Annotated in this window: 23 protein-coding genes; 15 read left to right on the top strand and 8 right to left on the bottom strand. The window is 52.3% G+C overall.

The window, feature by feature from the left end; translation table 11 throughout:
• Nucleotides 1-16: 16 nt before the first annotated feature.
• A complete protein-coding gene (locus tag G3M78_08565; protein ID QPJ65439.1) occupies nt 17-1,309 on the bottom strand; it encodes an ammonium transporter in 1,293 nt (430 codons plus the stop codon).
• Between the two features lie 646 nt (nt 1,310-1,955).
• Between G3M78_08565 and G3M78_08570 the strand changes: the two genes are divergently transcribed.
• The 13 genes from G3M78_08570 (at nt 1,956) to G3M78_08630 (ending at nt 13,649) form a co-directional block, all read left to right on the top strand.
• A complete protein-coding gene (locus G3M78_08570) occupies nt 1,956-2,507 on the top strand; it encodes a hypothetical protein (protein QPJ65440.1) in 552 nt (183 codons plus the stop codon).
• Nucleotides 2,508-2,553: 46 nt separating this feature from the next.
• Nucleotides 2,554-3,534: a flagellar motor switch protein FliM gene (gene fliM / locus G3M78_08575; GenBank protein ID QPJ65441.1), complete on the top strand. Its 981-nt coding sequence runs from the start codon at nt 2,554-2,556 to the stop codon at nt 3,532-3,534.
• A gap of 4 nt (nt 3,535-3,538) precedes the next feature.
• Nucleotides 3,539-3,916, top strand: a complete 378-nt coding sequence (gene fliN, locus G3M78_08580; protein ID QPJ65442.1) for a flagellar motor switch protein FliN — start codon at nt 3,539-3,541, stop codon at nt 3,914-3,916.
• Nucleotides 3,917-4,193: 277 nt separating this feature from the next.
• Nucleotides 4,194-5,375 carry a FliO/MopB family protein gene (locus tag G3M78_08585; protein ID QPJ65443.1) on the top strand — a complete coding sequence of 394 codons (1,182 nt, stop codon included), beginning with the start codon at nt 4,194-4,196 and terminating at the stop codon, nt 5,373-5,375.
• Nucleotides 5,372-6,142: a flagellar type III secretion system pore protein FliP gene (fliP, locus tag G3M78_08590; protein ID QPJ65444.1), complete on the top strand. Its 771-nt coding sequence runs from the start codon at nt 5,372-5,374 to the stop codon at nt 6,140-6,142. Before G3M78_08585 ends, fliP begins: the two co-directional genes overlap by 4 nt.
• A 9-nt stretch (nt 6,143-6,151) precedes the next feature.
• Nucleotides 6,152-6,421, top strand: a complete 270-nt coding sequence (fliQ, locus tag G3M78_08595; GenBank protein ID QPJ65445.1) for a flagellar biosynthesis protein FliQ — start codon at nt 6,152-6,154, stop codon at nt 6,419-6,421.
• On the top strand, nt 6,421-7,200 hold the full coding sequence (fliR, locus tag G3M78_08600) for a flagellar biosynthetic protein FliR (protein QPJ65446.1): 780 nt from the start codon (nt 6,421-6,423) through the stop codon (nt 7,198-7,200). The genes fliQ and fliR overlap by 1 nt, the downstream gene beginning before the upstream one ends.
• A gap of 24 nt (nt 7,201-7,224) precedes the next feature.
• The gene (gene flhB / locus G3M78_08605) at nt 7,225-8,292 is read left to right on the top strand and encodes a flagellar biosynthesis protein FlhB (protein ID QPJ65447.1); all 1,068 of its coding nucleotides are present in this window, start codon (nt 7,225-7,227) and stop codon (nt 8,290-8,292) included.
• Nucleotides 8,293-8,563: 271 nt separating this feature from the next.
• The gene (gene flhA / locus G3M78_08610; GenBank protein ID QPJ65448.1) at nt 8,564-10,663 is read left to right on the top strand and encodes a flagellar biosynthesis protein FlhA; all 2,100 of its coding nucleotides are present in this window, start codon (nt 8,564-8,566) and stop codon (nt 10,661-10,663) included.
• The gene (locus G3M78_08615) at nt 10,653-11,723 is read left to right on the top strand and encodes a flagellar biosynthesis protein FlhF (GenBank protein QPJ65449.1); all 1,071 of its coding nucleotides are present in this window, start codon (nt 10,653-10,655) and stop codon (nt 11,721-11,723) included. The genes flhA and G3M78_08615 overlap by 11 nt, the downstream gene beginning before the upstream one ends.
• Nucleotides 11,724-11,748: 25 nt before the next feature.
• Nucleotides 11,749-12,615, top strand: coding sequence for a MinD/ParA family protein (locus tag G3M78_08620; GenBank protein QPJ65450.1), 867 nt, complete (start codon nt 11,749-11,751; stop codon nt 12,613-12,615).
• On the top strand, nt 12,612-12,869 hold the full coding sequence (locus G3M78_08625; protein ID QPJ65451.1) for a hypothetical protein: 258 nt from the start codon (nt 12,612-12,614) through the stop codon (nt 12,867-12,869). Before G3M78_08620 ends, G3M78_08625 begins: the two co-directional genes overlap by 4 nt.
• 21 nt (nt 12,870-12,890) lie before the next feature.
• Nucleotides 12,891-13,649, top strand: a complete 759-nt coding sequence (locus G3M78_08630) for a FliA/WhiG family RNA polymerase sigma factor (protein ID QPJ66813.1) — start codon at nt 12,891-12,893, stop codon at nt 13,647-13,649.
• A gap of 82 nt (nt 13,650-13,731) precedes the next feature.
• On the opposite strand, the gene G3M78_08635 is transcribed toward G3M78_08630, so the two are convergent.
• The 7 genes from G3M78_08635 to G3M78_08665 all read right to left on the bottom strand — a co-directional run bounded on the left by G3M78_08635 (nt 13,732) and on the right by G3M78_08665 (nt 21,486).
• Nucleotides 13,732-14,673, bottom strand: a complete 942-nt coding sequence (locus tag G3M78_08635) for a lysophospholipid acyltransferase family protein (protein QPJ65452.1) — start codon at nt 14,671-14,673, stop codon at nt 13,732-13,734.
• On the bottom strand, nt 14,674-15,051 hold the full coding sequence (gene acpS / locus G3M78_08640; protein QPJ65453.1) for a holo-[acyl-carrier-protein] synthase: 378 nt from the start codon (nt 15,049-15,051) through the stop codon (nt 14,674-14,676).
• Entirely contained in the window at nt 15,048-15,710 is a 663-nt protein-coding gene (locus G3M78_08645; protein QPJ65454.1) for a threonylcarbamoyl-AMP synthase, read from the bottom strand. The genes acpS and G3M78_08645 overlap by 4 nt, the downstream gene beginning before the upstream one ends.
• 46 nt (nt 15,711-15,756) lie before the next feature.
• Nucleotides 15,757-16,278: a 5-(carboxyamino)imidazole ribonucleotide mutase gene (gene purE, locus G3M78_08650; protein QPJ65455.1), complete on the bottom strand. Its 522-nt coding sequence runs from the start codon at nt 16,276-16,278 to the stop codon at nt 15,757-15,759.
• A gap of 152 nt (nt 16,279-16,430) precedes the next feature.
• Nucleotides 16,431-19,604 carry an SUMF1/EgtB/PvdO family nonheme iron enzyme gene (locus G3M78_08655; protein ID QPJ65456.1) on the bottom strand — a complete coding sequence of 1,058 codons (3,174 nt, stop codon included), beginning with the start codon at nt 19,602-19,604 and terminating at the stop codon, nt 16,431-16,433.
• Nucleotides 19,605-19,708: 104 nt separating this feature from the next.
• The gene (locus G3M78_08660; GenBank protein ID QPJ65457.1) at nt 19,709-20,923 is read right to left on the bottom strand and encodes an MFS transporter; all 1,215 of its coding nucleotides are present in this window, start codon (nt 20,921-20,923) and stop codon (nt 19,709-19,711) included.
• 98 nt (nt 20,924-21,021) lie between these two features.
• Nucleotides 21,022-21,486, bottom strand: coding sequence for a tetratricopeptide repeat protein (locus G3M78_08665; protein QPJ65458.1), 465 nt, complete (start codon nt 21,484-21,486; stop codon nt 21,022-21,024).
• 141 nt (nt 21,487-21,627) lie between these two features.
• Here G3M78_08665 and G3M78_08670 point away from each other — a divergent pair, with 141 nt between their 5' ends.
• Together G3M78_08670 and G3M78_08675 are read left to right on the top strand one after the other, a co-directional pair.
• Complete coding sequence (locus tag G3M78_08670; GenBank protein ID QPJ65459.1) at nt 21,628-22,890, top strand: competence/damage-inducible protein A; 1,263 nt, start codon at nt 21,628-21,630, stop codon at nt 22,888-22,890.
• Nucleotides 22,891-22,899: 9 nt separating this feature from the next.
• A complete protein-coding gene (locus G3M78_08675; protein ID QPJ65460.1) occupies nt 22,900-23,103 on the top strand; it encodes a hypothetical protein in 204 nt (67 codons plus the stop codon).
• Nucleotides 23,104-23,193 lie beyond the last annotated feature (90 nt).

Genomic DNA, 23,193 nt, shown 5'->3' on the forward strand with positions numbered 1-23,193 from the left:
CACCTGGCTGTGTTCATCAAACCAGATTGTATGCCGTTTCTCCATGTTGCGTGTTGTCGAGGCCGATTTCTTCGTTCTCGTCGTCAACGCGGAAGCCCATGGTTTTCTCCAGAAGAACCACCAGGCCGTAGGTGACGATGAAAGAATAGGCCGCGGCGGCGGCGATCCCTACAATCTGAATCATGACTTGCTTGACATCGCCCGCAAGCAGTCCGGTTCCGCCCACGGTGACGAATAATCCCGTTGCGAGAGCGCCCCAGGCGCCGCCAACGGCGTGAATGCCAAAGGCGTCGAGCGAGTCGTCGTAACCCATTTTAATTTTCATGATCACGGCGGCGTAACAGATAACGCCTGCGGCGAATCCGATCACGATGGCCCACAGCGGTTCCACAAAGCCTGCGGCGGGGGTGATGGCGACCAGACCCGCGACGATCCCCGAAGCGGCTCCCAATGCGCTGGCCTTTCCCACTTTGTAATATTCAGCGGCGAGCCAGCCCAGCAGACCCGCTCCCGTCGCGATTTGCGTGTTGGTGAAGGCGAGCACGGCGGTTTCGTTAGCGGCCAGGGCGCTGCCTGCGTTGAAGCCAAACCAGCCGAACCAGAGCAGTCCCGCGCCCAGCAAGGTTAAGGGGAGGCTGTGAGGAATCATCAGACGCCCGGGAAAGCCTTTGCGTTTTTTCAGAACCATCGCCGCCGCCAGAGCCGCTACGCCGGATGATATGTGGACGACGGTGCCGCCTGCAAAATCCAGCGCGCCCAGTTCGCCCAACCAGCCGCCGCCCCAGACCCAGTGGCAAATAGGATCGTAGACCAGCGTGGTCCAAACCGCGATGAAGACGACATAGGCCTTAAAATCGACCCGCTCGGCGATGCCGCCGCTGATCAGGGCGGCGGTGATGATGGCAAACATCAGTTGGAACATGCAGAACAATAATTCGGGGATCGTTCCGCTGAGCGTATTCATAGTGATCCCAGCCAGAAACATCTTGTCCAGCCCGCCGACAAAACTGCCGATGTCGGCCCCAAAGGCGAGGGAATAGCCGATCACCACCCATTGAATGGTGACAACGCCGAGAGGAACAAAGCTGTGCATGAGGGTGCTCAATACGTTTTTCCGGCGGACCATGCCGCCGTAAAACAAGGCCAGGCCAGGAAGCATGAGCATCACCAAAGCTGAGGAGACCATGATCCAGGCCGTATCGGCATAATTGATCTTCGCGACTTCTTCGGCGTGGACAGGTTCCGCAAGCGCCACAATAGAGAAGAGGGTCAGTAAAATTAGTTTGTAATTGTGCTTCCCGGTTAGCATGAGATCCAACTCCTTGATTCAGGTTGATCTTCCGTTAATTGCATTTCATCGAATGAAGTGGAATGATGAAATTGCGACATTGTTATTGCCCACAGAATCGCTTCTGAATGCTTATTTTCAAATCCTGTACCAAGTGATGTTGTTTTTCAGGAATCCCGCTAATTAGCTTTTAAAGCTATATATTTAAAAGGTTTAATATTAAAGGTCTGTTCTTTGGAAATCTGCAGTTGAACCCAGGTCGAAAATAAATGCGTATTATTCGGGCATTAATATATGAGGGCGCTTTAAAAATAAACAAAGCGGTCGAGTGTCTTTAGAAATTTTGAGAATAGTCGTTAAGTAATTGAATAGTTTTTAGTTATTCATTATGTTAAAATTGATCGTCAAATTATTGGCAATTCCGGTCAGTTTTTAAAAGCGTTTTGAATTTGCCAAGGCTATATGGATAAAGCATTTAAATAGAGTGGATTCGAGGCTTTGTCCGAATTTGTATAGCGTGGCATATATTTTGCTTTTTACGATATCGTGTGAATTTAATATTCTTTTGACAAGGCCGCCCCGAAACAAGAGCGAGGGGCGGGATTGGGCCGAAAGGTTCTTAAAAAACGTCTCCAACGGTCGCTCACGACCCCTGGGAGGAATTTAGATGGCAGAGGATCAGGACTTACTGGAAGAGCTGGAAGCGGCGGAAGCGGCGCCTGAGAAGGGCTCGCCGTTAATGAAAATCATCGGCATCGTCGTTGGTCTGGCGGTTCTGGGTGGAGGCGGCTGGTACGCCTACACCAATTTCATCAAGGCGCCTCCTGCGGCAGTCGATGGCGCGGCTCCTGCAGAGCAACCGCTTGAAGAGGGACAGGAAGGCGAGACGCCTGCCGTAGTTGAAGAGGCCCCGACGCTTGGCGTCATGTATCCGCTCGACCCATTCATCGTGAATCTGGCCGGGAGCGGCGGCAAACGATTTTTGAAGGTGACGATTTCGATGGAGCTCAGCGCTCCTGAGGTTCATTCCGAGATCAAGGAAAACGTGCAGAAAATTACGGACTCGATTCTGGTTCTGCTGAGTAGCAAGACCTTTGAAGACGTGTATTCCGTTCAGGGTAAATTTCGTCTGAAAGATGAAATCACGACGCGCGTCAATCGTTTCCTGGTGCTAGGGCATATCAAGGACGCCTATTTCACCGAGTTCATTATTCAGTGATATAATTTTGATTGAGACACTATCCATCTTTTTGAATTGCGACTAAATGAGTGAAGTCTTATCCCAATCTGAAGTTGACGCCCTGCTACGAGGCGTTAACGAAGGCGATGTAGAAACCGAGTCCGACGAACCGGAAGAGGTCTCCGGCGTCGTTCCCTATGACCTGACCAGTCAGGAAAAGATCATTCGGGGGCGACTGCCAACCCTGGACATCATCAACCAGATGTTTTCCCGGTTGTTCAGGAACACCTTTTCCACATTGATGAGAAAGTCCGCAGACGTCAGCACGGTGTCGACGGATACCGTCAAGTTTGGCGAGTTTCTCCGTTCGCTTCCCGTTCCTTCGAGTCTGCATATTTTTCGAATGGAACCCCTGCGCGGGCATGGTTTGATCGTGATTGAAAGCAAGCTGGTGTTTGCTGTTGTCGATACTTTTTTCGGCGGCGTCGGCACGCAGGAAGCGAAGATCACCGGGCGCGATTTCAGCGCAATCGAAATTCGAATGACCAAGAACGTGGTCTTGAGCGCTCTGGAAGACTGGGAAAAGGCCTGGAAGCCGGTGCATCCGGTATCGACCAACTATGTGCGCTCCGAGGTCAACCCGCAGTTTGCCGCCATCGTGCCTCCAACCGACATCGTTCTGGTTATTTTGTTCGAAATTGAAATGGAGAATATTTCGGGGTCCATCACGGTGTGTCTGCCCTACGCGGCGATCGAACCGGTGATCCCGAAATTGAAAGCGCAGTTCCAATCCGAAGAAATGGAAGTCGACCAGGTCTGGGTGCGTCGGCTGAGGTCTGAGTTGCTCAGCACCGAAGCCAGCGTGGTGGTCGAATTGGGAACCAAGGACATCCACCCCGGACAATTATTGAAGTGGAAACCCGGCGACACCTTCATGCTCGGTAACGACGTGACGGATCCATTGATCATGAAGATCGAAGGGATTCCCAAATTCAAGGGCTTCCCTGGCGTATCGCGTGGGAATAAAAGCATACAAATAACTGAAATCATCAAGAGAGAAGGGTAGCGCTATGGCCGAAGATGGAATGGACGATTTTGATTCGATAGACGACCTGGACGATATTGGCGGCGACGGCGAAGGTGGCGGAGACATTGGAGACATTGAAGGCGGACACGGGGACCGGGAAAGCCGAGACCTGGATCTGATTCTGGACATTCCCCTAACCGTGACCGTTGAACTCGGTCGCTGTAAGATGTTGATCAACGATCTTCTGCAATTGGGCCAAGGCTCCGTTGTGGAACTCACCAAACTGGTGGGCGAGCCTCTGGAAGTGCTGGTCAACCAGAAACTGGTGGCGCGCGGCGAAGTGGTCGTGGTCAACGAAAAGTTTGGCGTGCGTCTCACCGATATCATCTCGCCGATGGAACGGGTGCAGTCGCTGGGCTGATCCTGACCTTAATTTGACGGCGCCAGGAAAGGCCCGCGCGGCTCAGAGACCCATTATTTTAACGGCGCAGAGACAGACTCGCGCGATTCAGAGACTCATTTGAAAAACCCCGGCTCCCGCCGGGGAGTTTTTCTTCACCCCTGCCTGTATAATCCCTCCTGTAATTTTTTTCTCAAGTTTTTCAAAAAGGTACGACCATTGCAATTAAACGTCAATAGATTGAAAGATGACGGTATTTTTGACGTTATTGGACGAAAAAATTGTAAAGGGTCATACCATGAATGTATTACGACAAATGATTGCCTGGACCTTGCCGCTGATTCTCTTCATCCCGGCATCAAGCCATGCAATGGCGGATTTAAGCTCCCTGAACCGGTTGAACGATGTCTCCGTGGTTCGAGGAGAAGATGCGATGGTGGTTCATCTCGAGTTCAAGAACCCCGTTAAAGAGTTTGGCAAAACGGTTTACTACCAGAAATCGGCGCAGTTCGATTTGCCGGGCGCCTACATTGACCCGCCCAAACAATATATCTCCACTCAAGATTCTCATATTCCTCAAATCTATCTGGCTCAATACGATTCCGAAACGGTCCGCGTTCGATTTATTTTTGACGAGAACTCCGACAGCCCGAGCGGCGGTTTTGATTTAACGCCCAGAGGCAATTCCTTAAAAGTTCATATCCAGAAAAAGGAAACGGATTTTCTGAGTCGCCTGCTTGCGCAAACCGCCGAGTCGGTTGAAGCCGCAGAATTGGAAAGCGCGGCGTCGACCGCAAAGGAGGCCAGCGCGCCGGTTCCCGCTCAGAAAGAAGTGGTGGTTTATTCTGAGACTGATAAAGACGTCGTTCCTGCGACGCCCGCTTTGAAATCCAGTATCGCCTCTCGCAGTTCCAAGCAGGAACCGACGGGTTTGAAAGCGGTTGGGATGACCGGAAAGTCGGAAGGCTTTGCGACGGCGCCCTCTGCCTTCAAGATGGCGGGGATGCTGGTCTGTGTCGTGGGCTTCATGCTGATCCTGTTCTACATCTTTAAAAAATATATTTTGAAAAATACTCCTTTCGGTGGCGGAGAAAAAGTCGTCAAAGTTCTGGGCACCGGATTTCTCGGGCCGCGAAAGCATATTGCTCTGGTTGAAGTGGCAGGGCAAGTGTTGGCCCTTGGCATCTCCAGAGACAACATCTCGTTTCTCACTCAGATCGACGACGCGGAGCAGATTGAAAAATTGAAATCCTCCGGCGCCGATCCCCTGACAGAAAGCCTGACGCGTCGTTTTCAGAAAAAGAAAGTCGCCGCGCCCGCCACAGAGAGAGCGCGCAAGGCGGAGAGCGCTCCAGAGCCTGCAAGCGCATTCAACAAATATATGAAGGAGTTTGACGAGCCGGCGTCCGACAAACAAGAATCCGTCGCCAATGTGACGGCGCAAATCCGCAGACGTATGGGAAAGGTTGGCATTGCATGAACCCTGTGACAAAGAAGTATGTAGCGGCGATTCTGTTTGCGGCGGGCCTGTTCATCGCCTTCTCGGCGACGCAGGGCTGGGCGATGCCCATGCCGACCGTGCAGATTGGCTTTGAAGACAGCGAGGGACCGGAAAAAGTTTCGAGCGCCTTGCAGATCATGATTCTGCTGACGGTGCTGACCCTGGCCCCGTCTATTCTTATCATGACCACGGCTTTTTCACGCATCATCATCGTGCTTTCGTTTTTACGCCAGGCGATGGGAACCCAGCAGACGCCGCCGACGCAGGTTTTGATCGGTCTGGCCCTGTTCCTGACAATGTTCGTGATGAGTCCGGTCTGGATGGAGATCAATGAAAAAGCTCTGCAACCTTTCCTCGAAGAGCAAATGTCGCAAACGGAGGCCATGGAAGTGGCCGCCGCTCCCTTGAAACGATTCATGATGGCGCAGACGCGCGAAAAAGATCTCGCTCTCTTTCTGCAAATGAGCGAAAGCTCCGATCAGGGGAAGGATGTTCCGGCGGAGATCACCTTGCAGGCTCTGATCCCGGCGTTCATCATCAGCGAATTGAAGACCGCGTTTCAAATCGGTTTCATGATTTATATTCCCTTTCTCATTCTCGATATGGTGGTCGCCAGCATCCTGCTCTCGATGGGTATGATGATGCTTCCGCCTGTTTTGATTTCGCTCCCTTTCAAACTCATGTTGTTTGTCATGGTGGACGGTTGGTATTTGACGGTTGGTTCTCTAATGCAAAGTTTCGGATAAGGAGCGGTCATGACGCAGGAATTTATTGTTGATTTTGCAATGGACAGCATCAAAACGACCTTGTTGCTCTCCGCGCCCATGCTGGGTTTCGGGCTGGTTACGGGTTTGCTGGTGTCCATCTTTCAGGCGGTGACTTCAATTCAGGAATTGACCCTGACCTTCATCCCCAAGATACTCGCGGTGTTCACAGCCGTACTGTTATTTTTCCCCTGGTTGTTGCAGACCATGATTTCGTTCACGGCAAACATACTGATCAACTTTCCTGAATACATCCAGTAATGGGCCTCGTCGATCTGAATACAGCGGAAATTGAAAGTTTCATTTTCATTTTCATTCGGGTCGGAGCCATGTTCCTGTTCGTGCCCATTCTGGGCAGTCGTCAAATTCCCATTCAGATCAAGGTCGGTCTGTCCCTGTTGATCGCCATCACTATTTTCCCTATCGTCAAGCCCACCGTCGCCGTCGGAGAAATGCGCGGGGTTTTTGAGCTGGCGATATATATGTTCTCTGAAATCACGATCGGTTTCGCAATAGGTTTCGCCGCGCGTCTGTTTTTCATGACGGTGCAACTGGCGGGAACTGTCGTGGATTTTCAGATGGGTTTTGGCGTGGTCAACGTCATCGATCCGCAGACCGAGTCGAACGTCTCCATCACCGCGCAGTTTCAGAATATTCTGGCGATTCTGATTTTTCTTGCGGTCGACGCGCATCACATTCTGATCCAGGCGGTGACGCAAAGTTTTTTTATGATCAACACGCGCGAGTTGCATTTCGACACCTTCACGCCTGAATTGATTTTGACCTTGTTCATCTCCGCATTCACGGTGGCGATCAAACTGGCAGGGCCGATCATGGCGATTCTTTTTTTCATCGCCGTCGGCCTCGGCCTGGTGGCGCGAACCGTGCCACAGATGAACGTCTTCATCGTCGGTTTTCCCCTGCAAATTGGCGCGGGATTGTTGATGCTTGGCGTTTCAATGGAATTTTTTAATATCGTATTACAAAACGAGCTTGAGCTTTTGCCGGAAAGACTTGTCGGCTTGATGCAGTCGTTTTGAGACATAAGAACCTGAAGGCGGGTCATGGCTGAAGATAACAAAGACCAAAAAACAGAAGAACCCTCGTCCAAGCGCATCACCGATGCGCAGGAAAAGGGTAATTTTGCCAACAGTCGCGAAATCACCTCAACGTTTATTCTGTTAGGGTCGATCACGATCTTTCTGTTTGCGGGTCAGGAACTCACGCTGAAAATGATCTTCGCCTGGCATGAGATTCTGTCTCAGGCCGGTTCCACGCAACTCTCGATTGAAGAGTCTTACAATATTTTCAAGTGGACGCTCGATCGCATGTTTCAAATTCTGGCGCCCATTCTGTTATCCATCATGCTTGCGGGAATCATTGCGAATCTGTTTCAAACCCAGGGCTTCAAATTTTCAGTCAAGCCGTTGGCGCCGAAATGGAGCAAGCTGAACCCATTGAAAGGGTTCGGTCGCATGTTTTCGAAAAATTCAGCGGCGGAATTGTTCAAATCCATTTTCAAAATAACGGTCATTTCACTGGTCGCGTATTTCTCAATCATGGGGCATTTGGAGGATATCCCTCCTATGATGGGCTACAGCGTCGGACAGATTCTCGTCTTTCTGGGGGAGGTGTCGATTGAGATCATGATAAAGGTTTTGCTGACGCTGATTCTGCTGGCGGCGCTCGATTTTTCGTTTCAAAAATACACCTATATTGAAAACCTGCGCATGACCAAGCAGGAAGTGAAAGATGAGCGCAAGGAAATGGACGGTAACCCGCAGATCAAACAACGCATTCGAAGCGCTCAATACGAAATGGCGCGCAAGCGTATGATGGCGGCGGTGCCCCATGCCGACGTGGTCATCACCAACCCGACGCATATCTCGGTCGCGATCAAATACGATGCGGAGGGCGCGTCGGCTCCGATCGTGGTCGCCAAAGGTCAGGACGAAATGGCGGCTCGTATTCGAGAACTGGCTAAAAAGAGCGACGTGCCTTTGGTTGAAGACAAGCCGCTGGCGCGCGTTCTTTACAAGACTGTTGAAATCGGTCAGATCATTCCTTCCAGTCTGTACAAGGCGGTGGCGGAGATTCTCGCCTACGTTTATCGCCTCAAGAACAGAGTCTAGCTCCTCTTATTTATTATCTCGTATTCCCTCCCGTTCCTCTCTAGCAGTTCCCAAAAGAATTCCGCCTGCCTTCATGCCCCGGTCGCGTTTTTTAGAAGCGTTTATTATTGTGACAAGTACGGCATAACCTTTGCATTATCCAATTGAAAAGGGCGCAGGAATGGCCCGCTGGGCGGTCTGATCTTTAAATAGACTAAAAATAATAAGTTTTTGGCCCGGCTCGGTTGTCTAAAACGTCAATTATTTGAATCAGAATCGAGAAACGAGAATCATGGCGCAAACAACGGCGACACCCAACATTTTCAGGCTCTTATTTGCGAAGCCTTCGGAAACCATCGTCGCAATGGGGGTCATCGGTATCATCGCCGTTATGGTGATGCCGATTCCGCCCTGGGGGCTGGATATTTTGCTTTCATTCAGCATCACTTTTGCGCTGGTCATTCTTCTTGTTTCCATCTTTATGAAGTCGGCTTTGGATTTCACCGTCTTCCCATCCTTGCTGTTGATCGTCACCCTGCTTCGTCTTTCGCTGAATGTGGCGACGACGCGAGTCATCCTCCTGCACGGCGGAGAGGGAACCGGGGCGGCGGGAGAGGTGATCGAATCTTTCGGTTCCTTCGTCGTCGGCGGCAACTATGTGGTGGGCACGGTTATCTTCATCATTCTCGTCATGATTAACTTCATCGTTATCACCAAAGGTTCGGTGCGAACCTCGGAAGTGGCGGCGCGTTTTACATTGGACGCCATCCCCGGCAAACAGATGAGTATTGACGCCGACCTCAACGCCGGAATCATCACGGACATGGAGGCCAAGGCGCGCCGCGAGAAGCTGGAGCACGAGGCGGACTTTTATGGAGCGATGGACGGCGCCATCCGGTTTGTACGCGGCGATGCCATCGCCGGTATTCTGATCACATTGATTAATATTCTCGGCGGCTTCGCCATCGGCGTTTTTCAGGAAAGCATGGATGCCGCAGAAGCCGCGCAAGTTTATACCCTCTTGACGATAGGCGACGGGTTGGTTTCGCAATTACCGGCGCTGGTCATTTCCACCGCCGCCGGTCTGGTGGTCACGCGAGCGACCTCGGCCAAGAACATGCCGGCCGAATTGATCGAACAATTGCTGAACCAACCGACCGCGTTTCTCATCACGGCGGGCGCCTTGTTCTTTTTCGGATTGATCCCCGGTCTGCCGCATGTTCCTTTTCTCGCATTGTCTCTCCTTGCGGGATTTATAGGGATGATGAAGTTCAAAGACATTGATCGTAAAAAACTGGTCGAAACTCGTAAGAAGGAAGACGAGGCCAAGGCTCCGGTTCAGGAGAAAGTGGAGTCCATCCTGCCGCTGGATATGATGGAACTGGAAGTGGGTTATGAATTGATTCCGCTGGTCGACTCCGACCGTAACGGCGAATTGCTCGATCGCATCAAATCGGTGCGCAGACAATTCGCGCTGGAAATGGGATTCATTGTTCCGCCGCTTCATATCCGCGACAACCTGCAACTCAAATCCAACGAATACGGCGTGTTGATCAAGGGCGTCGAAGTGGCGCGCGGCTCGATCATGATGGGTCGCATCCTGGCGATGAATCCGGGAACGGCGGAACGCGAGATCGACGGCATCGTCACCACCGAGCCGACCTTTGGCCTGCCCGCAGTCTGGATCACTCCGGCGGCCAAACAGGAAGCGCAGATGGCCGGTTACACGGTGGTCGATCCGGCGACGGTCATCACCACGCATATCAAGGAAACCATCAAACGGCATGCGCATGAGCTGATGGGCCGTCAGGAAGCGCAAGCGCTGGTTGATAAATTCAAGGAAAGCAATCCGAAGGTCATCGAGGAATTGATTCCGAATGTACTCTCCCTTGGCAAGGTTCAACGCGTCTTGCGCAACTTGCTGAAAGAGCAGATTTCCATTCGCGATCTCAGAACGATTCTGGAAACCCTTGCGGATTACGGTTCGCAGACCACGGACCCGGATCTGTTGACGGAGTACGTCCGACAATCGCTGGCGCGCCCGATCACAAAACAATATCAGGGAGCGGACGGAAGTTTGTCGGTGATGACTCTGGATCGACGCATTGAGGATATTCTGGAAGGCTCGATTCAAAAATCCGACACCTCCACCTTCCTGGCTCTTGAGCCGACGGTTGCGGAGAAATTATTGCAAGGACTGAAAGAAGCGGTGGAGGCGGTCACGCCCAATCTTGAAACCGCGCCCATCTTGCTGGCGTCTCCGATGATCCGGCAACATTTAAGGAAATTCACGGAACGATTCATGCCGGAGTTGGTCATCCTCTCTCACGGCGAGATAGTATCGAACGTTCAAATCAGAAACCTGAAAATAGTGGGAATCAATGCGGGTTAGAAAATTTTACGCCGAAAATTACGCGCGCGCTTTGGACCAGGTCAAGAAGGAACTGGGAGGCGACGCCCTCATTCTGCAATCGCGTTCTCTCAATGAAGAGGGCGCCGCCAAGCGGGTGGAAATCACCGCCGCCGTCGATCATGAAGCGGTTCGGCAGTGGAAGAAGCAGGGTGCCGAAGTTGCGCCGGAAGAGAGCAGGGAACCCGCGTTCTGGGGAGATTCTGATCTCGATCTGTCGTCGATGATCTACGGCCTGCTCAGTCAGGGCGAGCGGGCGCAGGCTCTGGGGTTGAAGAAGGAGCAAATGAACCTGTTCCATCAGATGACCGAAAATGGAGTCGATTCAACCATCGCCAGCAAGCTCCTGGGTAAAACCGCATCGCAAGACGTCGTGTCTGAGAAAAGCTGTCAGCAGGAAGTGACGCGATTGATGGAAAAACTCGTGGATTGTAAAGGCCCGGTGGAATTGAAACCGGGAGAGTGTAAACGCGTGGCTCTGGTCGGCCCCACCGGATCGGGCAAGACGACGTCGATTGCAAAAATCGCCGCCGATTTTGCCCTGAGGCAGAAAAAGAAAGTCGCGTTGGTGACGCTCGACGCCTTTCGCATGGGAGCATTTGAGCAGTTGCGAATTTACGGAGAAATCATGAAAACTCCGGTCGAGCTGGCTTCCGATAAATATGAATTTCAGAAATGCATGCGCAGGCACAGCGACAAGGATTTGATCTTGATCGACACGATGGGACGCGCGCATAGCGACACGCGCTATGCCGGTGAATTAAAAACTTATTTTGACGCGGTCGGCCCGGTCGAGACGCATCTCGCCCTCAGCGCCTCTGCGGAAGCGAAAACCACTCAAGCCATTTACAAACAACTCGCGCCTCTGGGATTGGATCGCGCCCTGTTCACCAAACTGGACGAAGGCCTGAGTTTTGGCAATTTATTAAATTTTTCATTACGAACCCGACTGCCTTTTTCCTATTTCACGGCCGGCCAGAGAGTGCCGGAAGATATTGAAATTGCTAATAAAAAAAAGGTAATTAGTTTGATTTTTAACTGAAATCAAGCTAGATTAGGAGGTCTAAGTGCAAAGTGGTAATCAGGCGGAGACATTAAAAAAAATTGCGAGACGAATGATGAATCGCCCCCACCTCAGGACGCTGGCGGTCAGTAGCGGCAAAGGCGGCGTTGGCAAAACGAATGTCGTCGCCAATCTGGCTTACGCGCTATCCAAACAAGGCCGAAAAACCCTGGTTGTAGACGCAGACCTGGGATTAAACAACATCGATATTTTATTGGGCCTGGCTCCAAAATTCCATATCGGGCATGCCTTGTCAGGGGAGAAAACGGTCGACGAAATCATCATCGAAGGGCCGGGCGGCATTCATTTGCTCCCTGCCGGCGACGGATTGCAGGAACTCACCCAGTTGGACACCGAAAAGAAAATGGTGCTCATGGACGAGTTGGATCGAGTGAGCGCCGGTTACGATTTCCTTCTGTTCGACACCGGCGCGGGCATCTCCACCAATGTCACCTATTTTTGTAGCGCGGCCAATGAGATTATTCTGGTCGTCACCGCCGAACCAACGTCGCTGACAGACGTTTATGCGCTCATCAAAATCTTGAACAAAAACCATGCGCAGAAACATTTCCGCGTGATCATCAATTCCGTAAAGGCAGAGTTGGAAGCGCAAAGGGTGTTTCGCCATTTGACCGCCGTCACGGATAAATTTCTCAGCGGCGTGTCTGTTGAATACCTCGGGCATCTTGTGTACGACCCGAATGTGTCCAAAGCGGTTCGAAGACAGCAACCCTTTCTGGAGTTGTACCCGCATTCCAAGGTTGGAATGTGTATGAAGGAACTTGCGAATAAAATCGCAAATGAGAGGCAGACGCTTTCCGAACAGGAGAACAGGCCTTTGTTTTGGAGAAGCGCCTTACAAATCCAATGAGCGAACTCAATACCAGGAAACTGGCCGTTGCATTTGCTTTTGTCGCGTTTGGATTGATGGTTTTTGGAAGCGTTCTCAACGGCTCTACATTTTTAACCGCGCTGATTCGCGGCTTCGAGGCGGCGTTGATTTTTGGAATCTGCTCCCTCCTGTTTCTCAGGTATCTGATTGATGACGGTTCTGATTCGTCGGAGGCGCCGCCTGTAGACCCGGATACCGTCGAAGAGGCTCCGGCCGGCAAGGAAAAATCGTGAGCTTTTATAAATATTTAAACGATAGAAAAACACCCCGTAGTGGAAGAAATTGACATCATCCCGGCCAACCGGGATCAAATCATCAAAGAATACGCGCCCATGATAAAATATGTGGCGAACCGTATCGCCTTGCGACTGCCGCCGCATATTGAAGTGGACGACCTGATAAGCGTCGGCGTGCTGGGTTTGATCGACGCCATTTCCAAATACGATTCGGGACGCGGAGCGAAATTCAAAACCTACGCGGAGTTCCGGGTGCGAGGCGCGATTCTCGATGAGTTGAGGTCGATGGACTGGGTGCCGCGTTCGGTGAGACAGAAGGCTTCTTCTATCGATGCGGTGGTGCAGAAATTACAGGCGAAGCTGGGACGTCCGCCGGAGGATGAAGAAGTGGCGGAAGAGATGGGCTATACCATGGATGAATTCTATGGCGCGGTCAACCAGACGCGGAGCATGCCGATGCTGAGCCTTGAAGATCTGGGCATCGCCAAAGAGTCGGGTGAACAGCAAAGCCTGCTCGATTGTCTGGCTGGAAAAAGCGAAGCCGACCCGCAGACCCAACTGAGACTCACGGAATTGAAAGGGATCATTGCAAAAGCGATCGACGCCTTGCCGGAAAAAGAACGCCTGATGATCTCGCTGTATTATTACGAAGAACTCACCATGAAAGAAATCGGCGAAGTGCTCGGCATCACCGAATCCCGCGTCTCGCAGATCCATTCCAAAGCCGTCTTCCGATTGCGCACCAAACTCAAAGCCGTTATCGCCGACGAATTATAAAATCCTCTTCGCTTCCTTTTCAAACCGGCGTTTTGCCAGACTCTCAGTTGTAATCTCGGACGCGCACTGATTTTCGTCGTTCTCAATAAAACCGACCCGTCGTTTCTTCCCGCGGTCGCGTTTTCCATCTTCGGTGAATCCACATCCAGGCTTCCGGCTGTTTTCTGATTTCCGCTTCAATATAATTCTGGCATTCCTGCGCGCCGTTCAGGATCGCTTCTTTTTTATCGCCGCCTTTATCGATGCGAAGCTCCGGGCCGTATTGCACGCGATAGCTTCCGTCTTTCTGCGGGTAGCAGAACAGGGGGATGACTGCGGCGCCGGAACTGAGACTGAGCCGCGCCGCGCCTGTGGGAGACCCCGCCTTCTTGCCGAAAAAATCGACAAACACGCCGCCGATGGCCGTGTTCTGATCCATCATGACGGCGACCGCTTCATTATCTTTAAGAGCGCGAAAAATTTTAACCGGCGATTCGTCGCGGTACAAGAGATGGTTGCCGGAACGGGTGCGCAGATCAGCCGCGGCTTTTTCCAGAAAGGGATTGTCCAGTCGCCGAACGATGGGGTGGAGGCGGGCTAGATTCAAATAGCCGTGCTTCAATCCCATGACTTCCCAGTTGCCGTAATGCGCGGTGAGAAACAGAATGCCCTTGCCGCGCTCGAGACATTCCTTTACGACCTCCAGACCCTCCGGCGGATGGGGGATCAGGCTCTGCGTTCGGGCTTCGGTGTCATGGCGAAGCCAGAGGCATTGCAGGGTGGACAGCGTCACCTGAATGACGGATTCCTTGTAGATTCGCTTTTTTTCAAACGACGGCTTGGCGTCGCCAAAGGCGATGTCGAGATTGAGCAAGCCGTATTTGCGACGCTTGTCGGGCAGGGCGGCGAGCGCGCCTCCAATGGCGCGCGCCAGTCGGTACACGCTCCGCGCGGACAATGGGCGAAGCGCCAGGGTCAGCGTTTGGATGAGGAGGAATTCCAGGCGAAAGCGCAGTTGATTTAAGGTCCCTGATTTGCGTTTCATTTATTTTTCGGCGACGGCGTAAGCGATTGCGTGTTCCTGTGTGTGCGAAATGCTGATGTGGATGGCGCGCAATTCCAATTCATCGAAGAGCGCCCGGCCCTTGCCATGCAGTTGTAGATAGGGCCGACCGGATTCCTCGTTGAGCGTTTCGATATCCGTCCAGGCGATGCCGTGATCCATGCCGACGCCCATCGATTTCAAAACCGCTTCCTTGACGGCGAAACGAGCGGCAAAATGTTTCGCGCTTCCCGCTTTGGAGCGGCAATAGTCAATCTCCGTTTGGGTGAAGAGCCGCGTTTCGAATTTTTCGAGGTATTTTTCGAGGGAGCGTTCAATGCGCGAAATTTCGACCAGATCGACTCCGGTTCCAAATATCATTGCGCTGAAATCATCGTTAGAGAATGACCGAGCGTCGATTCAAGATCGTCTGTAGGCACCGCGCCCGCGCGCAGGAGCGTCGGAAGGTCACGGGTCAGATCGACGATGCTGGATTCCTTGTCGCCGGGCGTGAGGCCGCCGTCGAGAATCCAGTCGATCTGCTGTCCGAGCTGTTCTTCGACTTCGCTCGCGGATCGTGGCGGAGGAAAGCCGCTGGTGTTGGCGCTGGGAGCGGTCAAGGGGCAAGCGATGCCGTCGAGCAATTGTCGCGTCAAGGCGTTTCCGGGAATACGCACTCCGAGCTTTCCTGTTCCCGCCGTCAGGTTGCGCGGCAGATCGTCCCGCGCAGGCAGGATCAGGGTTAAGGGGCCCGGCCAGAACCGATCGATCAATTTCATTGCTGAGGAGGGGATTTCTTTAACCAGACCTTCCGCCTGTTTCAAACTGGAGATCAGGACCAGAAGGGGTTTGTCCGCCGGACGCTGTTTGACCTGAAATACCCGTTCGATGGCCCGTTCCTGACGGGGGTCGACGCCCAGCCCATAAAAAGTGTCTGTGGGAAAGGCGATCACCCCGCCGTTGCCGACCAGCGTTTTTAATTCATTCATGACGCCGGACAGGGAATCGGAATTATTCAAAAGAGTTGTTTGAGCGCTCATGGCTTACATCGAAAAAAGTCCGATCACTATTCGGACAATATAGCGTCTATATTTTTTTTGCGTTCATCAAATTTAATTTTTTACTTTTGCGTTCGACTTCCTTGGCAAGATCGGTTTTATAACGTTTGAGTTTGGAAGTCAGCCCCTTGTCGGACAGGGCGATGATCTGCACCGCCAGCACGCCCGCATTCTTGGCGCCCGCTTTGCCGATGGCCATCGACGCGACAGAGATGCCGCCGGGCATTTGCGCTGTGGACAGAAGCGCATCCAGGCCGTTTAAAGGAGACGATCCGATGGGCACGCCGATCACCGGAATGATCGTTTCCGCCGCGATCACGCCTGCCAGATGCGCCGCCGCTCCGGCTCCTGCGATGAATACCTGAACGCCTTCGCGTTCGGCTTTTTTGATGAGACGACGGGTTCGCTCCGGCGAACGGTGGGCCGAGGAGACGTGTACTTCGTATTCAACGCCGAATTGTTTGAGTATGTTGACGGCTTCTTCCATAACGGGGTAGTCGGAATCGCTCCCCATGAATATATTGACAAGAGCGTTTGCTTTCTTTTTCATGTGACCTCTGGATTTGACTTTGTGTTGTAGACGGAAGGCGGTGGAACCCGTCGCCGTCGCCTGATTTTTAATAAAGGGCTTATGATTTTAAGGCGGGTTGCGGTCTGGAACAACCTTAATTTTCAAATTAATTGCGACTCGGAAAACGTCGGTCAATCTTCAATGACCGCCCTGAATCCGAGAAACGCCGCCCCATAATTCATCGCAAAAGCGGAATGACGCCAGGGCGCGATCTGGCTGAAGGTGGTCAGGAAGGAACCGCCGCGCGCCAGTTTGTAAGTGAGCGAGCGGGAACGCGAGGCGTCGGTGTCTGCGGTCCATTCAAAGACGTTGCCAAACAGGTCGAAACTGCCGCCAATCGGGTCGGTTTCCTGAAAATGATCGACCGCCGTGGTGTCGCCAATGCCGCTCTCCTCGATGTTACAAAACCGGCTCGCTTTTTCCAGCTCCCAGTAGAATTCATCGGAAGGAATCTGGCCAAAATTTCTGGCGACGTATTCCCATTCCTCTTCGGTTGGCAGGCGCACGGTTTTTTCCAACGCCTCGCTCTTCCATCGGCAATAAGCGAGGGCGTCGTTCCAGGTGACTTGCGTTACGGGATGGTGGTATTTGGCGTAGAGAGCTTCGGGCGATCCGTTGGGTTTCAGCCAGAATGCGCTTCGGTCTTCTGTCAGCGTGGCGTTGCCGTAACCGTTGTTGCCGTTGTTGCGTTTTAGAACGACGGCGGCGATGGAGCCTTCGGCCTCGGTTTTGTAATTGGTCTCGGCGACGAAATGGAAAAACTCCACGTTGGTCACCGGGTACTTCATGATTTTCAAAGGGCGTGGGATGGACGTTTCCCTGTAGGGATTCTGCGCTCTCGCCTGTTTGGAACCCATCCAGAAAGTTCCGGGGGGGACTTCGGTCCATTGAGTCCACTGCTCAGCCAGCTTGTATATGTATTCTTCCACCTTCGGCGGGGTTTCCTCGGCGTCGTTGGCGCCAAGGCGGTCGCGAACGGCGTGCGGCCATTCCGCTTTGGCGAGCGCCGTGTCGTATTCCAGAGGCTTGCGGTCGTCTTCCTTGTCCTCTGGTTTGATTTCGATGCGGCCCTTTTCTTTTTCATGATGGAAGGCTTCCGATAATTCTTCGAAGGCCTGACCGAGATGCAATAATTTGTCTTCGTATTGAGAGACGCTCTCCATGTATTCGCGTTGCTGGCTTTCTTCTTTTTCCAGCATGTTTTCCTTCGCCAGCGTCAATTCCTTCATATAGGATTTGTACTCGTTCATTTTGTTGCGCAGGTCTTTTTCCAGCATTTCCGCGAGTTGTTCTTTTTGCTGAAACTTCTCCTTGAAGGCTTGTTCGCTCGCGACGCTATGCTCCCGGCTTTGTTGCTCCTGATCTTGCAGGTTGGAAGCGATGCGCCGGGCGGTGGCTTCGGCGTCGGCGATTTTTTCCTGAAACAGCGCATAGCTTTCTTTTTGCGATTCGAGGATCATTTCATAGGATTTCTGAAAGTCTTTGAGGAAGGCGTCGACTTCGCCCTGATGCGAAAGGCTGGACTGCTTGTAGTCCTGCACTTCATCGAGCATCTCCTGTATTTTTTCTTCGCTGGCTCGAATTCGCTGGGCGGTGGTTTCTTCCTGTTCCAGAATTTTTTCCTGTCGCTCGTATAAAGATTCCTGATCCTTGAAGAGAGCGTCTTCCTGCTGGTCCATCTCCATTTCTTTTTCGATTTTTTCAACTTCGAAGCTGTTTCTCAATTCCTCGTATTCCTGATTCAGGCGTTTGAGTTCTTTGCCTTCGCGTTCGAGCAAGCGAGCTTCCATCTTGAGCAGTCGTTCTTTCTCGTTGTTGATGGAATTGTGAGCGTTTTCCAGCTTGCCAAAGGCTTCTTTTTTTTCGCTTTCCAACTCGGCGACTTTGCGGTTGAATTCGGTGCGCACTGCGGCCTGTTCTGTCTCGAAACTTTTTAAGAGTTTCGATTTCCGCCGCGTGACTTTTTCCTGATCCTTGAACAGGTTTTCGATTTGCTGAGGACCGAACTTGCCGCCTCGGACTTTTTTTAATAGAAGTTTGAGTCCTTCCTTGTCCCGCTCCAGTTCTCTTTCCTGCTTGAGAACTTCTTTTTGTCGCTTGCTCAATTGTTTTTCGAGGTTGTCGAGTTCGAGCTGACGTTTCTTGAACTGCTCGTCGGTTTTGCCCTTGATCTCCAGAGCGAGAGACTGTTCTCTGATGCGCAGACTTTCATTTTCCCGGTTGAGCCGATCTTCCTCATCCTCCCATTCTTCGAGGCGTCTGAAATGATATTCAGAACGCCGGGAAAAATCCCGCTCCAGTTCGCTCTTGGTTTTCTCAATTTCCTTGCTATAGCGTTCCCTCAGTTTCTTGCGGTCGGACTGCACGGCTCGAAACTGAGCGCTGATATCTTTCAGTTGTTTTCTGGCAGAGGCGACGGCTTCAGCGATCTGGTTTTCCCGCGCGACCAGACGCGCTTGCGCGCTTTTGGATTTTTCATTGGCTTTTGCTTCGTCTTCCGTGATGCGCTTCATCAAGCGCGTCATCTCGTCAAATTTGGATTGGAAAGCGATTTCGTGGCGCGAAAAATTACCCTCGAGTTGAGAACTGCTTTCCTGATAATTCTGCAAGTCCTTCGTTTGCCGCTCCTGAAAGGTCTGGATGTCTTCGTTGGCGCGGGCGACGTCTTTTTTCAGCCGCTCCATTTCCTCTTCTGCCAGACGTTTTTCTACCTCGAAATTCTTTTGCAGGGTTTCGACCTGCTCCAGATAGCGCGACCGTAAAGCCTGCGTTTCCTGTTCGAGGCTTTGCTTCTCCTCCTCAAGCTGAGCTTCGCGCTCCAGCAAGGCGCGCATTTTTTCGTTGGTCTTTTGTTGTTCGTTCTTGAGGGTGTCGATTTGTTTTTCGAACTGGCTTTGCAATTCGGTCGGCAGGTTGAAGCTGATTTCCGAAGATTTGAAGGCTCTTCTTGGTTCAGACCCAGAGGTTTTCAGCGATGCGGGGGATTGGAGGATGATCGCATATTTCGAGTTGATCGAGACGGCTCCGGGATTGTCGCCCTGAAGGTACAATTCAATTAATGCGTCGTTCAGCTCTGCGCGCAGAGCAGTTAGAGATAATTCCGCTCCCGCCGAAACGCCGGGCAGGGAGGCCATTTTTTGCAAGACCTGTTCGTCGGAATGCGGCGTTGCGGCCTTGAGCTCTTCATCGTCCGCGTACAAGGCGCGGATAGCGCGAAACAAGGCAGACGCGCCCTGGCTCCCCATTCGGGAGTGCGTTTCGATCAATTGGTCGATGGCGTGCAACAAAGGCCTGGAGTCGTTCATGAGAGAATGAAAAGGCTTCCGCTGTGTCGTTTGTTAAGGAATCGTAAGGGCGCCTGCCGTTCACTATTTTAGCAGACCAAGTGTTTGAAAACAAATAGTTAAGCTCAGGCCTCCCGAACCATTTTGATTTGCGGTATGAGCATGAGGGAGGCGAAAATCATCATTCCAAAGGACACCCAGCCGATGCTGGCGACGCCGATCTGATTGGCGACCCAGTAACCGATGAAAGGCCCGATACTTCCGCGAACGCCTGTCAGGAAGACATGCACCGACATATAAGCCGCCGTCTTGCCGGGCGGCGCGTATTTGGTGACCCATAAATTCCAGGCGATGGAGCCGCCGGCGAATGAAAAACCGATGAGGGCGGAACCCAGGCCAATGATCCACAGATCTTCCGTGATAAAAAATAGAAGAATTCCCGTCGCAAAGGACAGGTTCAAAATTATGCGCAGAACGATGAAGTTGATCTTGTCGAACAGACGCGCCCAAAAGGGAATGAACAGGAAGCGCATGGTATCGGGCAGGATGGTGATGATGAACGCGACCATGAAGGGCGACGCTTCAATGCCGTATTTTGCCGATGCGATGTAATCCACCTTTAAAGGAAGCGTCCACAGATTGGCGAAGCCCATGATGAACCAGGTCAGGAGAACGTAACCGTAGGAAGGGTCCGTGAACAGGTACTTCAGGTTTCCAAATGGGTGCTTGTGCGCTCCCACCTCGATCGGTTGGGAAGGCATGGAATAGATGGAATAAGCTTTCACCAGCCCGGCGCATCCAAGAAAAATAAATAACCAGCGAAAGTTTTCGATGTCGGCTTCGAGAATCAATGAACCCGCAACGCCAAACGCGGCGGAGACGCCGACGGTCATCATCAGAGGTTTGGAAAAATAGGAAGCGCGTTTACCGCGCGGGTAGTTTTCGCCATAGATTGCCGTTACAAAAGGCAGGAGCGCGCTCCGGCAGATAAAACCGATGATGACGAGGGCGGCGAAGGCCAGTATGGAGTCGACCAGCCCGGCAAGCGCCAGACCCACTCCGGTGATGATCGAGGGCAGGGCGGCGCAGGTGGATTTTTTCCACCCCGTGGACGATGCGTAATGAACCAGCAGGAGCGAACAGAACATGCCCATGAAGGGCGCTCCGGCGATGGCGGATTTGATTCCCTCGCTGGCGTCGTAATATCGAATCGCAATGAACAGGCAGAAAGTTTGAGAGGCCGCAGTCAGAATGCCGTCGCAGGCGCCGCGCCACATATCGAAGCGAAATGTTTTTGTGTAAAGTTCGGCTGTGGTGAGCGTTTGATGAGTCGTTTGCATGGTTTCAAAAAGCAGGACTGAAAAAATCGAACAAAACGTTCAAGCGGGCGGTCTTATAGCGCGGTTGAGGTCGGGGCTGTTCGTCGTGGACGATGAAGTTAATTCAGATGACCGCGGCAACGGGCGATATAGACTGAATTCGCTTCAGCATAGGGCTGGATGTCGAGGGCTTTCTGAAAGCTGATGAGCGCCGTGTCGTAACGCCCGAGTTGGTACAGGCACATTCCAAGTCCGTTCCAGGCGCCAAAATGATGCGGGTTGGCGTCCAATACCTGCTGGCAGGCGATGACGGATTCTTCGTATCGACCGAGCAGATATAAAACCGTCGCCAGTTTGTTGCGGGCTTCGGCAAAATCAGGGAACACCTCGGACAGTTTCGTGAAATGCATTTCCGCATCGTCGAGTCGGTTGTTGTCCATCATGGTGAGGCCTTTGTGCAACTCCATTTCCGCCAGGTCTCCGGCCTCTCTGTACCATTCGTTCCATAGGGCCTGCGTCGCGAAGGCGCGGCGTTGCGGATCGGCGCTTTTCAATTCGTCCAGATGTTTCTTTGGGTCTGCCATGGTCGTTGGTTGAAGGGGGGCGGGCGGTTTGCCGCTTCGATAAAAGTTTCAAAAAAAGTATGAAGGTGTATTTTATCTTATTAAGGTAAGATATAAAAATAAAGTTACGCGGTATCCAAAATTCTATTTTCGACGGTGTGAATGTTTGAGCAGAATAAAGAGTTGATGCGGGCGGAAATCCTCACTATTGGCAATGAAGTGGTGAGCGGATTGATTCAGGATTCGAATTCTCAATTTCTGTCCAGTCGACTGAATTCAGCCGGGGTGAACGTGCGACGCATGACCTCCGTCGGCGACGATCCCGAAGATATGGTGGATGCGCTGAACGGCGCTTTGGAACGCGTGGATTTGATCCTCGTCACCGGCGGTCTGGGGTCGACGCACGATGATCTCACCAAGCAGGTATTGGCGCAGCGTTTCGGACATTCGCTGGTCATGAATGATACGGTGTTGCGGCGTTTGGAAAGCATCATGGCGTCTCGCGGCAAAGCCATGACGCCGGGGTTTCGCAGTCAGGCGGAGGTGCCGGACAAGGCCGAAATTCTGCATAACGCCGTCGGCTCGGCTCCGGGCCTGTTATTTCAACATGACGGGAAGAAAGTTTACGCATTGCCCGGCGTTCCCAAAGAGATGCGGCATTTGTATGAAAAATATATTCACCCTGAACTGGAAGCAAACAGTTCGGGGCGGATCGCTCATCGGCTCTTGCGCACGACGGGATTGAGCGAGTCGGAACTCTGGCCGCTGGTGGGCGGCGTGGAAGAACTGGAACGCTGGGTGTCCGTCGCCTCGCTTCCATCCTATGAAGGCGTCAAGATTCGCTTGTCGGCTTCGGGCAAGAATCGAGAAGAGACCTTGAGCAAGATTGAACAGGCCGAACGCTGGCTGGTTCCCAAAATTGAAAAATACATTTTTGCTCGCGATGACGAGCTTATGGAGGAGGTGATCGGAAGATTGCTTCTCAAGGAGAGTAAAACCCTGGGCCTTGCTGAATCCTGCACGGGGGGCTTGATCGGCCACCGACTCACGCAGGTACCCGGATCGAGCGCTTATTTCATTCAGGGCGCGGTGGTGTATTCCAACGAGGCGAAAATGCGCCTGCTGGGCGTCTCCGAAGAGACCTTGCGTCATTTCGGGGCTGTGAGCCGGGAAACGGCGCTGGAGATGGCGAAGGGAATTTGCGAACGATCCGGTTCGGATTATGGTCTGGCGGTCACCGGCATTTTAGGGCCGGGCGGCGGTTCCGAGGAAAAACCGGTGGGATTGACCTTCATTGCCGTCGCCGATTCGGAAACCAGCCATTGCGAGGAGTTTCGTTTTCATCAGGATCGGAAAATCAATAAAGAGAGAGCGGCGCAGGCGGCGCTCAATCTGTTACGCTTGCGTTTATTGCGCGTTTTATAGAGGAGTCTTATGTCAGACGGTTCAGAAGTCACTTGTTTTCATTGCACCCGAAATTATGCCAGTCAGGAACTGAAGTGCCCGCATTGCGGGGCGCCGAACAATCCCGATATTCCGAGTTATCCCCGGTTTTCCGGGAGAGGCTGGTTTTTATCCATATGGATTTTATTTGTCATGTCCCTGATCGCCATGCTGGTTCTCATGTTCGCAAGGTGAACGGCGCCGCCGGTCTGGCGCGTATCGCGATTTGATTTTGTAGAGGAGCGCCGTTACACTTGTTTTTACAACGCAAACCCGTTCGCATGC

It is taken from the genome of Candidatus Nitrohelix vancouverensis (genome assembly GCA_015698305.1).
In the GTDB taxonomy this organism is placed as follows: Bacteria; Nitrospinota; Nitrospinia; order Nitrospinales; family VA-1; genus Nitrohelix; species Nitrohelix vancouverensis.

What these genes read in the sequence shown, in the direction of transcription:
- G3M78_08565 (QPJ65439.1), bottom strand. Translation starts at nt 1,309, where the DNA reads ATGCTAACCGGGAAGCACAATTACAAACTAATTTTACTGACCCTCTTC.
- G3M78_08570 (QPJ65440.1), top strand. Translation starts at nt 1,956, where the DNA reads ATGGCAGAGGATCAGGACTTACTGGAAGAGCTGGAAGCGGCGGAAGCG.
- fliM (QPJ65441.1), top strand. Translation starts at nt 2,554, where the DNA reads ATGAGTGAAGTCTTATCCCAATCTGAAGTTGACGCCCTGCTACGAGGC.
- fliN (QPJ65442.1), top strand. Translation starts at nt 3,539, where the DNA reads ATGGCCGAAGATGGAATGGACGATTTTGATTCGATAGACGACCTGGAC.
- G3M78_08585 (QPJ65443.1), top strand. Translation starts at nt 4,194, where the DNA reads ATGAATGTATTACGACAAATGATTGCCTGGACCTTGCCGCTGATTCTC.
- fliP (QPJ65444.1), top strand. Translation starts at nt 5,372, where the DNA reads ATGAACCCTGTGACAAAGAAGTATGTAGCGGCGATTCTGTTTGCGGCG.
- fliQ (QPJ65445.1), top strand. Translation starts at nt 6,152, where the DNA reads ATGACGCAGGAATTTATTGTTGATTTTGCAATGGACAGCATCAAAACG.
- fliR (QPJ65446.1), top strand. Translation starts at nt 6,421, where the DNA reads ATGGGCCTCGTCGATCTGAATACAGCGGAAATTGAAAGTTTCATTTTC.
- flhB (QPJ65447.1), top strand. Translation starts at nt 7,225, where the DNA reads ATGGCTGAAGATAACAAAGACCAAAAAACAGAAGAACCCTCGTCCAAG.
- flhA (QPJ65448.1), top strand. Translation starts at nt 8,564, where the DNA reads ATGGCGCAAACAACGGCGACACCCAACATTTTCAGGCTCTTATTTGCG.
- G3M78_08615 (QPJ65449.1), top strand. Translation starts at nt 10,653, where the DNA reads ATGCGGGTTAGAAAATTTTACGCCGAAAATTACGCGCGCGCTTTGGAC.
- G3M78_08625 (QPJ65451.1), top strand. Translation starts at nt 12,612, where the DNA reads ATGAGCGAACTCAATACCAGGAAACTGGCCGTTGCATTTGCTTTTGTC.
- G3M78_08635 (QPJ65452.1), bottom strand. Translation starts at nt 14,673, where the DNA reads ATGAAACGCAAATCAGGGACCTTAAATCAACTGCGCTTTCGCCTGGAA.
- acpS (QPJ65453.1), bottom strand. Translation starts at nt 15,051, where the DNA reads ATGATATTTGGAACCGGAGTCGATCTGGTCGAAATTTCGCGCATTGAA.
- G3M78_08645 (QPJ65454.1), bottom strand. Translation starts at nt 15,710, where the DNA reads ATGAGCGCTCAAACAACTCTTTTGAATAATTCCGATTCCCTGTCCGGC.
- purE (QPJ65455.1), bottom strand. Translation starts at nt 16,278, where the DNA reads ATGAAAAAGAAAGCAAACGCTCTTGTCAATATATTCATGGGGAGCGAT.
- G3M78_08655 (QPJ65456.1), bottom strand. Translation starts at nt 19,604, where the DNA reads ATGAACGACTCCAGGCCTTTGTTGCACGCCATCGACCAATTGATCGAA.
- G3M78_08660 (QPJ65457.1), bottom strand. Translation starts at nt 20,923, where the DNA reads ATGCAAACGACTCATCAAACGCTCACCACAGCCGAACTTTACACAAAA.
- G3M78_08665 (QPJ65458.1), bottom strand. Translation starts at nt 21,486, where the DNA reads ATGGCAGACCCAAAGAAACATCTGGACGAATTGAAAAGCGCCGATCCG.
- G3M78_08670 (QPJ65459.1), top strand. Translation starts at nt 21,628, where the DNA reads ATGTTTGAGCAGAATAAAGAGTTGATGCGGGCGGAAATCCTCACTATT.
- G3M78_08675 (QPJ65460.1), top strand. Translation starts at nt 22,900, where the DNA reads ATGTCAGACGGTTCAGAAGTCACTTGTTTTCATTGCACCCGAAATTAT.